This window comes from Gordonia sp. CPCC 205515, assembly GCF_048537925.1.
Taxonomy (GTDB): domain Bacteria; phylum Actinomycetota; class Actinomycetes; order Mycobacteriales; family Mycobacteriaceae; genus Gordonia.
The window spans coordinates 47,582-62,489 of the sequence record NZ_JBCLVJ010000004.1 but is presented as its reverse complement, the minus strand read 5'-3'; the positions used below and the strand labels follow the sequence as shown (position 1 = coordinate 62,489).

General features: G+C 66.6%; 15 protein-coding genes. 6 read left to right on the top strand and 9 right to left on the bottom strand.

All coding sequences use genetic code 11. The features are described 5' to 3' along the window. Window positions 1-76: 76 nt before the first annotated feature. Window positions 77-199 carry a hypothetical protein gene (locus AAFP30_RS05535; protein ID WP_419228869.1) on the bottom strand — a complete coding sequence of 41 codons (123 nt, stop codon included), beginning with the start codon at window positions 197-199 and terminating at the stop codon, window positions 77-79. Window positions 200-331: 132 nt separating this feature from the next. Beyond that, a complete protein-coding gene (locus tag AAFP30_RS05530; protein WP_419228868.1) occupies window positions 332-988 on the bottom strand; it encodes a YoaK family protein in 657 nt (218 codons plus the stop codon). A gap of 143 nt (window positions 989-1,131) precedes the next feature. Here AAFP30_RS05530 and AAFP30_RS05525 point away from each other — a divergent pair, with 143 nt between their 5' ends. Further along, a complete protein-coding gene (locus AAFP30_RS05525; protein WP_419228867.1) occupies window positions 1,132-1,827 on the top strand; it encodes a type 1 glutamine amidotransferase in 696 nt (231 codons plus the stop codon). A 98-nt stretch (window positions 1,828-1,925) separates the two neighbouring features. Next, window positions 1,926-2,414, top strand: coding sequence for a M15 family metallopeptidase (locus AAFP30_RS05520; protein ID WP_419228866.1), 489 nt, complete (start codon window positions 1,926-1,928; stop codon window positions 2,412-2,414). Between the two features lie 265 nt (window positions 2,415-2,679). Here the strand turns inward: AAFP30_RS05520 and AAFP30_RS05515 are convergent, their stop codons facing one another. From AAFP30_RS05515 to AAFP30_RS05500, 4 genes are read right to left on the bottom strand one after another with little or no spacing between them, the layout of a single operon-like run. Continuing rightward, window positions 2,680-3,003: a DUF202 domain-containing protein gene (locus tag AAFP30_RS05515; protein ID WP_419228865.1), complete on the bottom strand. Its 324-nt coding sequence runs from the start codon at window positions 3,001-3,003 to the stop codon at window positions 2,680-2,682. After that, window positions 3,000-3,356 (bottom strand): YidH family protein, encoded by a 357-nt coding sequence (locus tag AAFP30_RS05510; RefSeq protein WP_419228864.1) that lies wholly within the window; start codon window positions 3,354-3,356, stop codon window positions 3,000-3,002. Before AAFP30_RS05510 ends, AAFP30_RS05515 begins: the two co-directional genes overlap by 4 nt. Beyond that, window positions 3,353-5,248 carry an alkyl/aryl-sulfatase gene (locus tag AAFP30_RS05505; RefSeq protein WP_419228863.1) on the bottom strand — a complete coding sequence of 632 codons (1,896 nt, stop codon included), beginning with the start codon at window positions 5,246-5,248 and terminating at the stop codon, window positions 3,353-3,355. Before AAFP30_RS05505 ends, AAFP30_RS05510 begins: the two co-directional genes overlap by 4 nt. A 45-nt stretch (window positions 5,249-5,293) precedes the next feature. After that, the gene (locus AAFP30_RS05500) at window positions 5,294-6,658 is read right to left on the bottom strand and encodes an MFS transporter (RefSeq protein WP_419228862.1); all 1,365 of its coding nucleotides are present in this window, start codon (window positions 6,656-6,658) and stop codon (window positions 5,294-5,296) included. 261 nt (window positions 6,659-6,919) lie between these two features. On the opposite strand from AAFP30_RS05500, the gene AAFP30_RS05495 reads away from it, so the two are divergent. After that, entirely contained in the window at window positions 6,920-8,173 is a 1,254-nt protein-coding gene (locus tag AAFP30_RS05495; RefSeq protein WP_419228861.1) for a helix-turn-helix domain-containing protein, read from the top strand. Between the two features lie 21 nt (window positions 8,174-8,194). On the opposite strand, the gene AAFP30_RS05490 is transcribed toward AAFP30_RS05495, so the two are convergent. Together AAFP30_RS05490 and AAFP30_RS05485 are read right to left on the bottom strand one after the other, a co-directional pair. Then, a complete protein-coding gene (locus AAFP30_RS05490) occupies window positions 8,195-8,416 on the bottom strand; it encodes an antitoxin (protein WP_419228860.1) in 222 nt (73 codons plus the stop codon). 95 nt (window positions 8,417-8,511) lie between these two features. Beyond that, window positions 8,512-9,138 (bottom strand): SRPBCC family protein, encoded by a 627-nt coding sequence (locus tag AAFP30_RS05485; protein ID WP_419228859.1) that lies wholly within the window; start codon window positions 9,136-9,138, stop codon window positions 8,512-8,514. Between the two features lie 178 nt (window positions 9,139-9,316). Here AAFP30_RS05485 and AAFP30_RS05480 point away from each other — a divergent pair, with 178 nt between their 5' ends. Both AAFP30_RS05480 and AAFP30_RS05475 read left to right on the top strand, forming a co-directional pair. Further along, entirely contained in the window at window positions 9,317-10,603 is a 1,287-nt protein-coding gene (locus AAFP30_RS05480; protein ID WP_419228858.1) for a TY-Chap domain-containing protein, read from the top strand. Window positions 10,604-10,711: 108 nt separating this feature from the next. Then, window positions 10,712-12,334: a long-chain fatty acid--CoA ligase gene (locus AAFP30_RS05475; protein WP_419228857.1), complete on the top strand. Its 1,623-nt coding sequence runs from the start codon at window positions 10,712-10,714 to the stop codon at window positions 12,332-12,334. 72 nt (window positions 12,335-12,406) lie between these two features. On the opposite strand, the gene AAFP30_RS05470 is transcribed toward AAFP30_RS05475, so the two are convergent. Next, window positions 12,407-13,456 carry a porin PorA family protein gene (locus AAFP30_RS05470; RefSeq protein ID WP_419228856.1) on the bottom strand — a complete coding sequence of 350 codons (1,050 nt, stop codon included), beginning with the start codon at window positions 13,454-13,456 and terminating at the stop codon, window positions 12,407-12,409. Window positions 13,457-13,630: 174 nt separating this feature from the next. Here AAFP30_RS05470 and AAFP30_RS05465 point away from each other — a divergent pair, with 174 nt between their 5' ends. Then, the gene (locus tag AAFP30_RS05465; RefSeq protein WP_419228855.1) at window positions 13,631-14,893 is read left to right on the top strand and encodes a helix-turn-helix domain-containing protein; all 1,263 of its coding nucleotides are present in this window, start codon (window positions 13,631-13,633) and stop codon (window positions 14,891-14,893) included. Window positions 14,894-14,908 lie beyond the last annotated feature (15 nt).

Genomic DNA, 14,908 nt, shown 5'->3' with positions numbered 1-14,908 from the left:
GTGTCGACGGCAGCGACCCCGCCGCGGGGAGAGTCGCGACGGGGTCACCAGGGGCCGGCGTCAGCCGGGGGTCAGATCACTGCCAGACCCAGGTCCAGCGATGCGAGCGCTGGTCGAACTTGCGGACGCGACGGCGGCGACGCTGCGGGGCGGCCGGGGTGTTGGGCTTGCGGTTGTTGTTGTTGTTCGGAGTCGGCATCGTCGACCTCTCTGTTCGTCCGGCAGGTACCGGTTCGCTCTGACATCAACAACTATGCGCGGCAATACTTGTGGGGCCATCGGCTGTTGCTGTGAGCTGACTGGGAGCCGTGGACCGGCGCCCTCGCGGCAATCAGGCACGCTGATGCAGGCTCTGTCCGATGGCGATGGTCACCGTGCCGATGAGTGCGGCGGTGGCGAACACCAACCAGAGCGCCACCTGTACCAGAAGTGCGCCGACCAGCGCGCCCACCAGGATTGCGGCGATCGCCGCGGACCGTCGATTCAGGATCGTGGCGCGACTCGGCCTGGCGAACAAGTCAACCGCCCACACAGTGATCGTGGAGGTGACGACGACGGTGGTGACATCGGCGACGCCCACCTTGCGGGCGACAGCCGCTTGCATGCCCATGGCGCATGCGGTGATTGCCGCCGCGACGATCCCGGAGGCCGACTCCGCCGACGTCAGCCCCACCAGGACCGCGGTGACGGCGACCAGCGTCACCGACGTCCCGGCAACCGCCGTGAGTCGCGGACTCCACCCGGTCGGAGTCGAGCGCAGCGCGAGCCCGGCAATTCCGGCGCCCACGATGAAGGTGATCAGTGCCAACGCCGGTCCGAGCACCGGCAGGCCGTCGGCGCCCGCGAAGCCCATGCCGAGGATGACGACGTTACCGGTCATATTGCCGACGAACACACGGTCGAGACCGAGGTAGCCGCCGGCGTCGACCACACCGGTGACGAAGGTCAGCGTGACCATCAGGGCGACGTGCCGGAACGGGGTGTCCATGCGTTCCCATGTTTCCAGGTGCGGCGGGCCGCGTCGTCCTATGTCACGGCACCAGTACCTGGACGCGTGGTTCTCCACCATCGTCTGAGTAGTCTTGGGCGCTAACGACTCATATTCGGAGCCCACAGAGGAGTGTTTCGACCGTGGCCGACACTGCTCTCGCGCTGGTCCACGATGTCCCGTCGGAGAACCGACGCGCGATGCTCGGTTCCCTCTCGCCGGCATTGGAGCGCCGCGGATTCACGGTGGACATCCGGGACGCCTGCGAGATGGATACCATCGATCTGGCCGGAGTCGATGTGTTGTGTGTCATGGGATCTGCTGCCTCAGTGGACGATGCTGCTCGTGACTGGATCGCGGCCGAGATGCGTCTGCTGCAGGCCGCCGATGCTGCCGACACTCCGATCTTCGGCATCTGCTTCGGCGGACAGATCCTGGCGCGGGCTCTCGGCGGTTCAGTGGGGCCGAGCGCCGAACCCGAGCACGGATTCACCAGAATCCGCAGCACCCGGCCAGAGTTGGTGCCGGCCGGGCCATGGATGCAGTTTCATCACGACACCATCGGTGTACCAGCCCGGGCCGAGGTGATTGCCCGCACCGACCACAACGTGCAGGCCTACGCACTCGGTCGTCATCTCGGCGTGCAGTTCCATCCGGAGATCACCCCGGAGTGCTTCGCGTTGTGGTGTCGTCGGATGCCGGCGACGGACCCCGCCGCAACCGGTATCGACCTCGTGGCCATCGCCGCCGAGGTGGAGCGCCGCTCGCGGTCTGCGGCGACGGCATGCGATGAGTTGCTCGGCCGCTTTCTCGACCTTGTCGATGGCGGTGGAACCTGACCCTGCGGGCACACCGCGCGCGCCTCAGCTCGCTCGGGCAGTACTCCGTTGGGCGAGAGTCGCCGGACGCGGCCGCTCCCCCGGCCTATGCTCTTCTCGTGCTCTCGCGTTGTGTTCCTGCCGCCATATTGCTCACGGCCGCGGTGATCACCTGGGCAGCTCCCGCGGCCGGCGCGGCGCCGGGCGCGCAGGGGCTCGATCCGCTGCTCGGGACGGCCTATGCTCAGGCCGCGCAGTCCGCCCGCGCCGAGGGTGTCCCGCTGCGGATCACGTCGGGCAAGCGATCGGTGGCCGAACAACAACACCTGTGGCGACAGGCGATCGCCACCTACGGCAGCCCGGGTGCCGCCCGCCAGTGGGTGCTACCGCCGAACGAGTCCACGCATGTGACCGGTCGCGCGATCGACGTCGGACCACGTGACGGAGCACTCTGGCTGGAGCGCAACGGTTTCCGGTGGGGACTCTGCCGGACGTTCACCAATGAGTGGTGGCACTTCGAGGTGGTGACGGTGCCGGGTGTGCGGTGTCCGCCGATGTGGCCCAATGCGGCGGTGCGCGCCGATCATCGTCGTCGCGGTGGGATCTGACGAGAGGTCGCGGCCACCGGTAGAGCCTCCCGAAGGGGGGGCGGCAGCCGACGGGCCCACGACGCGAGGAGATCGTCGAACTAGGAAAAGCGTTGGGCCAGTTCCAGTAAACCAACAGCCGCGGGTCGGATTGAGGTCGCATGCGACGTCGTTTCGAAACGGCGACGTCGGCTGAGGTCGCGGTTTCGAGATGAGGTCGCGGGGCCCTTCGAGGCTCGGCTGGCGCCTCGCACCTCAGGGATCGAGGGGCTCAGCGGCGGGAGTCTCAGGGAGCGAGAGTGGCTGCGGCCATGATGATCCCGGCGGCGGCAATGCCCACCGAGATCACCGTGAACAGCGCCGGTGACGCAGTATCCGTGCACTGCGGATTGTCGCGGTACCGCCGCCCGCGGTGCGCCATGCCCAGACCGAGCGCCGCGACGACGACCGCGCAGAGCGCGACGGCGACCGCGTGCAGCACCGTGTGGTCGTGCAGGAAGGCACGACCACACAGCAGCAGCACGCCGACCGCGGTCAATGTTGTTCGGCGCCAGGCCAACACGGTGCGTTCCGGTTGGAGCCCGGGGTCGCGCTGAACAACGGTGGTCACAGGATCACGACCACCACGCACACCAGTGCGATCAGGCAGACACCGCCGACGGTGACGCGCACGATGGTGGCCGGCGGCAGCGGATCGCTGCGACGCATGGCCGCCTGCAGTCGACGCCACCGGAAGAACGCACCGAGCGACAGCACGGTAGCCACCACCACACATGTGATCGCGAGCACCGAGTGATCGAGATTGCCTGTGCCACCGCCGATCAATTCGTCGGCGGCAACACCCGCGGCCAGCAAGGCCAGCGCGGTGCGGATCCAGGCGAGGAAGGTGCGCTCGTTGGCCAGGGTGAACCGGTAGTCGGGTTCCTGGTCGACGGGCGTCTCGGTCTCCTGCTGCACGGTCACGGCGTCACGATGTTGAACGTACGGGCAAAGGTGTCGAGCAGGGCGAACAGGTCATAGGCGATCGCCTCGTCACCGGACACCTCGACCATGCCGGCTGCGACCGCGTCGGCGAGCTGCACGGCACCCAGGGCCAGCCCGGTCAGGGCCTTCTTCGGCAGGCGCAGCGTCGCATCTGCACCGGTAGAGCCGTCGGCCGGAGTACTCACCAGAACTCCGCGTGTCAGCTCGGCGCGGCGGTACTCGCCGGTATCCGAAATATCGAGCAGCAGTGAGAAGTTGCGGCCACTGGCCTTCGGGCCGTTGAGGCGGATGGCGAGGTAGTCGAGCAGCATGTCGGTGGTCATCGCAGCGATCACTTCGCCGGCGCCGAGCGCGGCTTCGTCGCTACGTACACCTTCACGTAGATCCTGCGCGCCGCTGAGGTAGAAGTTGCGCCACGGTGCCGCCTCGCTCTGATACCCCAACTGCTCCAACGCATCTGCCTGCAGTTCGCGGGCTTCCTGGTTGTCCGGGTCGGCGAACACGACATGGTTGACGACCTGCGCCACCCAGCGGTAGTCGCCGTCGTCAAAGGACTTGCGCGCCTTGCGCAGCACCTCGTCGGCACCGCCCATGAACTCGACGTAGCGCTGTCCGGATTCGACGGGAGTGTGCGGGTGCAGGGTAGCCGGGTTGGCGTCGAACCAGCCCAGGTACTTCTGGTACACACCCTTGACGTTGTGGTTGAGCGATCCGTAGTATCCGCGCGTCGCCCACGAGGTGGACAGGCCTTCCGGGAACTCGACCATCTCGGCGATCTCGTTCATGGTGTAGCCGTGGGCTGCCAGACGCAGGGTCTCGTCGTGGATATAGCGGTACATGTCGCGCTGCTCGGCGAGGAACTCACCGATCGCCTCGGTGCCCCACACCGGCCACTGGTGGCAGATGAACATGACGTCGGCGTCTTTTCCGTAGCGGCGCAACGCTTCATCGATGTAGCGGCTCCAGCCGAGAGAGTCGCGGACCTGCGCGCCACGCAGGGTATAGAGGTTATGCATGTGGTGCGAAACGTTCTCCGCCATGCACAGTGCCTTCATGTCGGGGAGGTAGAAGTGCATCTCGGCGGGTGCTTCGGAGTCCGGGGTGTACTGGAACTCGAAGCGCAAACCGTCGAGCACGAGCTCCTCGCTGGTCCCCGAGATCACGTCGGTGGGCTGCAGCAGACTCATCTGCCCCTGCGACAACGCGATTCCGAGACCAGTGGATACGACGCCGTTTGCGCCGACAGGCAGGTTGGTGCCGTACATGTATCCGGCGCGACGCGTCATTGCGTTGCCGGCGTAGACGTTTTCGCTGACGGCGTGTTCGAGGAAGCCGAGCGGTGCGACGATCCGCACCTTGCCGCTGGCCACATCGTCGTCGGAGACGATGCCCTTGACGCCGCCGAAGTGGTCGGCGTGGCTGTGGGTGTAGATGATGGCGTGGATCGGCTTGTCGCCCAGGTGTTCGCGCACCAGATCCATGCCGGCCCGGGCGCATTCGACCGAGGTCAGCGGGTCGACGACGAGGTAGCCGGTGTCGCCTTCGATGACGGTCATGTTCGAGATGTCGAAGCCGCGGACCTGGAAGATCCGATCGGCGACCTTGAACAGTCCGTGCGCCGAGTGCAGCTGCGAGATACGCCAGAGACTGGGGTTGACGGTGGCGGGGGCGTCCTCGTCGAGGAAGCCGTAGCGGTCGAGATCCCAGACAACACGGCCGGTGTCGTCGGTGATGACCATCGAGTCGAGGGTGGCGATGAAGCCGCGGTGCGCGTCGTCGTAGGCGCGGCGGTCCTCGAACGGAAGGTGCTCGAGCACGGCCTGGTTGGCGGCGACGGTGTAGGAGGATGCGGGTTTGGCGTTGCTGGACAAGGTATCTATCTCCGTTTGATCAGTTACGTATAGAGGAGGTTTGTGTCAGTTCGTCGGTTCGCCGGCGGCGATCAGCTTTGCGACGTCGCGTTCCGGGCGGATCAGGGTCAGGGCAAGGAGTCCACCGATGATGACGATGACGCCGGTGAGAGCGAAGGTCGCCGTGTACCCGGAGGACGGGTCGGTGCCTGCACGGTCGATGAGGACGCCCGCAATGGACGGTGCGAGGACACCGGCCAGGGAGTACAGCGCGACGAATGCGCCGAGGACGATGCCGCGCTGGCCGACCGGCGCGATCTCACTGCAGGCGGTGGTGCCGGCTGCGAGGGCGACACCCGAGAGGCCGAGTCCCAGTGCCATGAACAGCAGGGTCATCGCGTTGCCGTGAGCGAAGACGAACATCAGGATGCACACGCCGGACGCGAGAATCATTGCGCCGGGAAGGATTCCGCGGGCCTTGCGGCTGGAGACGCCGTTGCGCATCATGCGCTGCGAGGCGAAGCCCTGGGCCAGCAGGGCGATCATGCCGACGAGCCACGGGAGGGCGGTGAGGGTGCCGGCGGTCGCCTTGCTGAAGCCGAGGTCATCGGTCAGGTAGGCGGGCACCCAGGCGATGAGCAGCGCGAGCGACCAGTAGGCGGCGAAGGCGCTGAGCGCGGCGCCCAGCCAGGTGCGTGAACCGAAGATCTTGCGCAGCGGGACCCGAACCTGATCGATCGGGCGGACAGACGCATCGACGGTCTCTTCGTTGTGCAGATCGACCGGTCCCTCACGGCCGATGAACAGCCACGCCACGCACCACACCGCGCCGATCACGGCGACGACCACGAAGGCCGACCGCCAGCCGTGGGCGCCGATGATCCACGACAGGACGGGGGCACCGATGATGACGCCGATCGAGGTCGCGAGGCTCAACAGTGCGGTGGGGATGCTGCGTCCGGCGTCGTCGAACCACTTGTGCACGGCGTGCTGCGCCACACCGAACGCGGGGCCTTCGGCGGCACCGAGGACGACACGCGACATCAGGATGACCATGAAGCCCGCCGGCCCGATGACCGGGAGCATCGCAAGCGACCAGATCAGGGCCAGGACCAACAGCACCTTCTTGGTGCTGAAGCGGTCGGCGAGGTGGCCGACCACCAAGGCCGAGATGGAGAACAGCAGGAAGAAGGCGCTCGAGATGGTGCCGTACTGCGCAGCGGTAATACCGAACTCTTCACGGATGCTGGTGGCGGCCAAACCCAACACCGCCTTGTCGGCGAAGTTGATCATCATGAACACCATGAGCATCACGGTGATGACCCAGGCACGGGTCCCGCCGATGGTGCGGCTGCGCTTGCCTGCGGGAGCGGTGGAGGCTTCCGGGGGTGCGGTCGGTGTACTTCGTTGCTGCGTGGCGGGCTGATTCATTCGTTTTCCTTGTACTTTTCCTGCGGTCGAGAGCAGATTCGGTGCCGGTGATCGGACTGCGTGAGAACTCGGGTCGCGCTTGTGCTGCGTGACATCGGAGCCTGATGTGCCGTTCACGTCTCTGTGGAGTGCGTGAGGTGCTGCTCATCACATCTGCTTCCAATAAATCAGGCTACGGTGGTCATTTACCCATCGCAATGGGCCATAGACACAGGTAAAGTCCAAGATGCATGTGCGATCGCACAATCTGAGAGGCTACTGATGAGTACGTTGGCACCGAACCCGCCGCCGGCGGGGACAGCAGAGCTTCTCAACCGGCTCCAGGCCCGCGCCTCCGAGATGATCCGGCAGTCGGCTTTGGACAGTTCGGACGCCCTCAGTGCGTTACCTCCGGAGATCACGGTGACCGAGCTGCCGTGGGTGACCCGCCGCACCCTGACGACGGTCTTCAGTACTCTGCGCGAGAACCGGCCGCCGGTCGGCGACGAGTTGCGGCCCGCTCAGGAGATCGCGGTGCAACGCGCGGACGAGGGTGTGCCGCTGTCGGTGGTGATCCGCAATTGGCAGCGCGGGTTCCAGCGCTTCTGGGACGACGCGTCGGCGCTGGCGGGGCCGGAGGACGCGGACGCGATGGCCTATCTCGGCACGGCGCTGCTCTCGCTGTTCGGTGCGTTCGCGGCGACGCTCGTGGATTCCTACGAGCAGGAACAGGTGATCCTCGACAGCGAGAAGAGCAGCGCCGGGCATTTGGTGGCTCGGATGATTCTCGACGGGCAGCAGGCCCGCCCGTACGCGGATCGGTTCCGGATCGAGTTGCACGCCGCGTACCACGTCCTCGCGCTGGCGATCGCCGCGACGCCGGACGAGTCCGTCGACGACGCGACCGGTCGTCGGGTGGCGGGACGGCGCAAGATGCGCAAGATCCTCACGCTGACCGAATTCCGTCGGAGCAGCCCGACGCTGACCACCCTCGGTCCGGCCGGCGGCCACGTGCTGCTGCCCGCCGACATCGAGTCGGCCAACTCGGCGTACGAGATCGCGGTGGAGTTGGTCGAGCGCATCCGGTCCGCGGTCGGCGTTGAGGTACGCGCCGGGTTGGTCGCCGAGGCGCCCATCGGGGAGGTGGCGCGGGCGGGGACATTGGCGTCGGAGGTGCTGCGGCTCTCCGCGCGCCATCATGCGGAGCATCCGGTCTACGTCCTCGACGACGTGGCGCTGGAGTTTCAGCTGACCCGTCCGGGCCCGGCGCTCGACCTCATTCGGGACGCATTGACGCCGATCGAGCCGTTCCCTGAGTTGGTGGAGTTCATCCAGTGCTACATGCGCTGCGACATGGATCGCGGACGTACCGCGAAAAAGCTTGGGGTGCACCCGAACACGGTGAACAACCGGCTACACAAAGTGGCGTCGCTGACCGGGATCGACCCCACCGGCTATCAGGGGGTGATGGCGTTCGGGGCTGCGTTGGCCATCGCGAGGAGTGCCGGGGCCGAAGAGGAGGGGATGTCGGGGTAGGCGTCGATCACCCGCGAGCAGTCACCGCCATGCCGTCGCCATCAGCTCGTCATCGGCGAGTCCGGCGTGACTCGCGGTGAAGCGTCGCAGATCGTCGAACGTCACCGTGACACTCTCAGCTGCAGCGTCTTGCAGGATTCGGCGCCGAAGGTAGTCGGTACGAGACAGGCCCAGCCGTTCGGCTCGGGTGTCGATCGCTGCCAACACCTCGTCGGGGACGTCGCTGATCCGAACATCGTTCATAGGTGAGCACCTCTTTCCCGGTCGGGCATCTGAATGGTACCGCCGTTTGCGGTGGTCAGCCCAGGTATCGAGGTGCGATCCACTTGCGGGGCGACTCAACCTGCGGCGCGCGCCAACTTCTCCGCACGCTTCCCGATCTCCCGGAGCATCTTGTCTTCCATCACCAGTGAACCCGGCTCCATGGGGATCATCCCGAGCCGATCGATCAGCCGCGGCAACCGATAGCGGTTGCGGCTGATCAGTCGGGTCCGGCCAGCACCGTCGTCGGATATGGTGAACGCCCACAACCAGTTTCCGTCCGCGGACCGCCACGCGATCGCGTGCGGCGGGTCGACGAGTTGCAGGATCATCCGGTTGCTGCCGAACTCGATGGTTTCACCGAGACGTGGATGCTGGTACTCGTCGAGGACGAGGTCGACGCTGTGCATGTTGAGCCGCAGCAGGTTCTCGATCCAGTCGTAGGTGTAGGCACCTCCGCGTGGTTCGGGACCCATTTGCGCGAGCCAGGGGAAGACCGCCGACGGCGGTGCGTCGATGGTGATCGCGCGGGTGGTCTGGCCGTCGGGGTCGTCGAGCAGGTCGTCGCCGGGCAACCCCGCAGCGGCCTCGTCGGGTGTCGCGCCCCAGGTGCGGATCCGCTGCCGCAAGAAGACACGGTACGAAACCGCGGCGCCGATCCCGAAGACCGTCACGCCACGAAGTACGGCCAGGGTGGTGCGCATGCTTCCATCGTGACCCGATCTCGCTCCGATGGCGACGGTCCTTGGTCCTGAAATCAGTCGTCCCCAACGCGACAAGTCCGGGCATAGCTGTGGATAACTCCACTGGGCGCGCCGGAAGCATCGTGGCGATGCCCTACCGTGCAACTCATCATCCGAGGTTCCAGTGCAAGGAGTTGCCATGTCCACCAACGACTTCGATGTTTCCGATGCGGACCGGTCCGAGCTGGCCACCGCACTCGCCGGACACGTCGCCGACCTCGCCGACGGCGCGTCGGTGATCGTTGTGCGCGACGACGATCCCGATCAGCACCCGCTGATCGAGTTCCGGCTGACCAGTGCCCGCCGGATTCGCGCGACCATCGATGGTGAGGCGATCGGGGCCACCGGTATTGCGGCCAATGATCACGTGGGCGAGACACTCGCTGCCCTGGGATGGCGGCACCTCCCCACCAAGCGTGAGTACATCGCCGAGGCCGGCCGCAAGGGCGCCGATGAACTCGCGCAGACCGTGGTGGAGACGCTGCGGGAGGTGTGGGGACGCACCGGGTCGTCGGTTGTCCTGGTCGATCCGGAGGCACCGGAGTCCGATCCGGAGGAGGCCGTGGAACCCGAAGCGAGCCCGCATCTTTCCGCGGTGCCCGACCTGGTCGAGGAGACCGAGCAGGTCGCGGAATCCGAACCTCCGGCGGAGCCCGCTGAGTCGGTGACCTCCGCCGCGCCAGAGGTCGTGGGGTGCAGCTTCGAGATTCCGCCGGTGTTTCCGAACGACCCCGAGAACCTCCTCGCGTTGGCGCACGCGGCATTGTCCGCGCTGATGGAGACGCACCTGCCGATTGACGACGGCGCGATCGTGCTGTCGGCGCCCGGCGGTCCGCGGACCCGGGTGTCGACGACCGGTCGCGGATTCTGGTTGCGGTTCACCGCGCAGATCACCGATCGACTGCCCGCTCCTGCCGCGCTGGGTGAGCTTCTCGTCGAGCACTGCGCCCGATGGCCGGAGGTGGCGATCCTGGCCGGCGACGACGGGGTGTTCGCCGAACGGATCATCGAGTCCACGGTGTTTCACCCGCTCACCCTGGAACTGATGCTGCCCGACTGGCTCGATTTCGTCGGCGGCACCCTTCCGCGCTACATCGCAGACCTCAAACCGGCTGGTGCAGAGCCACATCCGTCAACACCGACCATCCCACCGGCCTTACAGGTGCTGCTGGCCGAGCACACCGATGACCAACCGTTGACGGCGGAGCGCATCGCCGAGTTCTGTGCCGGGCGACCCGTGCGGCTGCGTAGTCATCTCGAGGCGTGCCGGACCGTGGCCGACGGCTGGCGCGCCATCGCCCAGGACCTGCGGGCGAATGGTGCCGACGACGAGGCCGACGTCTATGCCGAGATGCAGCAACAATTCGAGGGGTTCGCCGGACTGATCGATGCCGCGATCGTGATGGTGGAGGTTGAGCGTACCTGACCCCACCCCGCCGGAGATGTCCGATTCAAGAACTCACCCCCAATCCGTGTTGCTTGACGGGACCATCACATATGATCCGGGCGAAACCACGATTCAAGGAGTGACTCGATGCTGAGCACCATGCAAGACACCCCGCTGTCGATCGCGCAGATCCTGCGCCACGGCAGCAGCGTCCACGGCACCGCGGAGGTCGTGACCTGGACCGATGCGGGTGCGCGACGTCGAAGTTACGCCGAGGTGGGCCAGCGATGCGCACAACTCGCCCATGCGCTGCGCGGGCTCGGGGTGACCGGCGACCAGCGCGTCGGCACTTTCATGTGGAACAACGCCGAGCATCTCGAGGCCTACCTGGCGGTGCCGGCGATGGGCGCGGTGCTGCACACCCTCAACATCCGGTTGTTCCCGGAGCAGCTGATCCACGTCGCCAACCACGCCGAGGATCACGTCATCATCGTCGATCCCACCCTGCTGCCGCTGCTCAACCCGCAGCTCGCGCAGCTGAGCACGGTCAAACATGTAATCGTCAACGGCACCTCCGCCGACGGCGTCGACGCACCGGAGGGTGTGCAGGTGCACGCGCTCGAGACGCTGCTCGCCGATCAGCCCACCGAGTTCGAGTGGCCGGAGGTCGACGAACGATCCGCGGCCGCAATGTGTTACACGTCCGGCACCACCGGAGATCCGAAAGGTGTTGCCTACTCGCATCGTTCGATCTACTTGCACTCGATGCAGGTGTGCATGACCGAGGGACCGGCACTCAAGCAGGGTGATCGGGCGCTCGCGGTGGTCCCGCAGTTCCACGCGATGTCGTGGGGACTTCCCTACGCGGCGTTCATGATCGGCGCGTCGTTGATCATGCCGGACCGCTTCCTGCAGCCCGAGCCGCTGGCCGCGATCATCGCCGCTGAGCAGCCGACCTTCGCTGCCGCGGTCCCGACCATCTGGCTGGGACTGCACCAGTACCTCGAGCAGCATCCGCAGGATGTGTCGTGCATGCACGACGTGCTCATCGGCGGGTCGGCGGTGCCGCCGTCGCTGATGCACGTGTTCGAGGAGGAGCACGACATCCAGGTGCTGCACGCGTGGGGCATGACCGAGACGTCGCCGCTCGGGTCGGTCGCACGACCGCCGGCCGGCACCGAGGGCAAGGAGCGGTGGTCCTACCGCTACACCCAGGGCCGCTTCCCGGCATCGGTGCAGGCGCGTCTCGTCGACGACCTCGGTGAGGTTGTGCCCAACGACGGCAAGAGCATTGGCGAACTCGAGGTCCGCGGGCCGTGGATCACCGGCTCCTACTACGGCGTCGACGCGCCGGACAAGTTCCAGGACGGGTGGCTGCGCACCGGCGACGTCGGCACCATCACCCCGGACGGCTACCTCACACTGACCGACCGCACCAAGGACATCATCAAGTCCGGCGGCGAGTGGATCTCCTCGGTCGACCTGGAGAACGCGGTCATGGGACACCCGGACGTCATCGAAGCCGCAGTCATCGGCGTACCGGATCCGAAGTGGGATGAGCGCCCGCTGGTCGCCGTCGTACTGCGCGAGGGTTCGGAGGCCACCCCGGATTCGTTGCGGGAGTTCCTGTCCGACAAGGTCGCCAAGTGGCAGCTGCCGGAAAACTGGACGGTGATCAACGAGGTCCCGAAGACCTCCGTCGGCAAGTTCGACAAGAAGCGGCTGCGGTCGCAGTACCACGACGGTGGGCTCTCGATCACCCACCTCTGACCCCCCAACTGGAAACGCCTCCCCCGCGACCCGAAAGGTGTCGCGGGGGAGGCGTTTTCACGTGCCCCGGGGTCAGTCGTTGACCAACTCCTTGGTGGTCGCACCGGTCGTGGTGCCGGCACCGGCGATCGGCTTCTTACGGCGCAGGACACCGACGGCGATCAGGATGAGTCCGAGAACGAGCAGTACAAGCGGGACCACGACCGACAGCAGCGTGAGCTTCTGGGCGGCCGACCCGGCCGACGACACGTTGTCGGCGACGGTCTGCGGGGTGAACTGGGCCTTGACGGCCATCACCGGCATCAGCGGCACGGACTTGCCGCCGATGGTGATGTTCGCGAGGATCTGCTGCTCGACGGTCGAGTTGAGCGGAGCGCCGATGGTCTTGTCGGCGGAGAGTCCGATCTTCGACGACGCGGTGTAGTTCAGCGGCACGACAGCGGGCAGCGTCGGCAACGCTGCGGTCAGCGCGACCCGCTGGGCGGCGGGCATGGTCGCGGCGAGTGCGCCGATCAGCGTCTTGGGCAGGGCCGGCGGCAGCGTCTTGAGCGTCTCCTCGTTCGCCAACGGACCCGAGGCGTCGACGGCATAGCGGTACACATCGCGACCGTTGACGGTGCCCTCACCGAGGTACTTCAGCGGCGCCGCGGTCTTCAGGTCGGGCACGAAGAAGCTGTAATCCTGCTGCTTGGGGTGCGGCGGCAGCGTGAAGATCAGGCCCGACGCCGCCTGCGCGTTGCTGCCCGACGGCGGCTGGGAGGTGGCCTGCATCGAGGTGCGGTCGATGGCGTAGGTGTGCGTCGATGGGCTTTCCAGGCCACCCGGCCCCTTGAGCAGCGAGTTCTGCTCGGTGATCGCCAGACCGTCCTGGATGCCGGTGACCTTCACGCCCTGCTCCAGGGTGATCGGCGCGTCCTTGATCATCGCGTGCGCGAAGTCGTTGGCCGCGAGTGCCTTCGCGTTCAGGAGCGTCGCGGTGCCCGCGTAGGTGGAACCTTTGTCGAGGTCTTCGGGCAGTTTGGTGGCCATCGGGGTCACCACGAATCGGGCGACGGCGGACAACAGCAGGAGCAGTATCCCCACGATGATGAGGACAACCGAGGAACGGCGAATACCTGACATGAACACTCTCCATGTGAATCGAGACTAGACCAGGTGACCCCACCAGAGTGGGACAGATCACAGCAAGGCCAGACCCTCCTCGCGGCCCATTCTTGTGTGACGGCATAACGTCAGGCCTCAGAAAGTGGGTCGCATCACACTGACGTAGGCTGCGAGGGCACGAGGGGGATGCCGATGAAGAAGTCGACCGCACCGGGAGCGATCGGCTCCCGGTTGTCGAACACCGGGCGGGCGCGGGTCGCCGAGGCCGCAGCGACCACCCCTACCCCGCCGGACCTGCTGCAGCATGCGGCGCGGTTGGCCGCCAGCCAGATCTCCCTGATCGCCGACCGCACCTCGGCTCGGATCCGCACGGAGGTGGCGCACTACTCGTCGTCGATCGGGAATCCGCGCGACCTGGAGTCGACGATCTACGCCGCGATCGAGCTTGCCGTGCGGTCGCTGGCCGACACCGATCACTACACCGAATCGGCGCGACACTCGTGGGAGATGGGCCGTATGCGGGCGCGCGACGGCATTCCGCTGCTGGCGATGACCCAGGGCTATCGCATCGGCGCCGCAGTCCTGTGGGACCGGCTCGTCGAGTTGACCACCGCCGACCGACCCGACCTCGCCACCCCGTTCGCGCGCTGCGCCAACGAGTACTGGCAGTTCTGCGAGCGGGACAACCGGCTGATGGTCGAGTCGTACCGACTGGCCACCTCGGGCTACGCAACGCACTCCGAACGCAAGCTGCTGCCCCTGCTGCGGAACCTGCTGCGCGGTCACGCCGACACCGTCGACGCGACCAGTGTCGCTGTCGCACTGGATGTCCCGCACGACGGACGGTACGCCGTGGTACGCATTCCGAGCGGCACCGGACCCATCGACGACGATGGCCCGGTACGCGACGAGATCGGCGCCATGACCTTGTTCCGGTGTCCGCAACGACACGGCATGACCCTCGTCGTGCATCTGGGTGACCGGTCACCCGACGATCTACGGATCGCGCTGACCGAACGGTATCCGGACGTCCCGCTGGGCATCAGTGCGGTGGTCGTCGGCCTGTCGGCCATCGGGCGGGCCAACCAGCACGCCGACCTCGCGCAACGGATCGGCGGCGACGACGCCGTACTGCTGTCCGAGCGGGTTCCCGAGGCGCTCCTGGTGGCGCGACCCGACCTGGCCGCCGTGCATGTCACGTCGGTTCTGGGTCCGGTGCTCGCGCTCGATCCCGCCGAACGCGACATTCTGCTGCACACCGTGCAGACCTGGCTCAACGTCGACGGATCGACCGCGCAGGCCGCCAAAGCCCTGTTCTGTCACAACAACACCGTGCTCAATCGGCTTCGGCGTCTCGAACGGCTGACCGATCGCGAATTGGATCGGCCGCGGGATCTCGTCGAGCTGACCCTCGCGTTGGACGCATATCGATTGACCGGGCCCACCGCGCACTGAGCCGTTTCAGCGCTT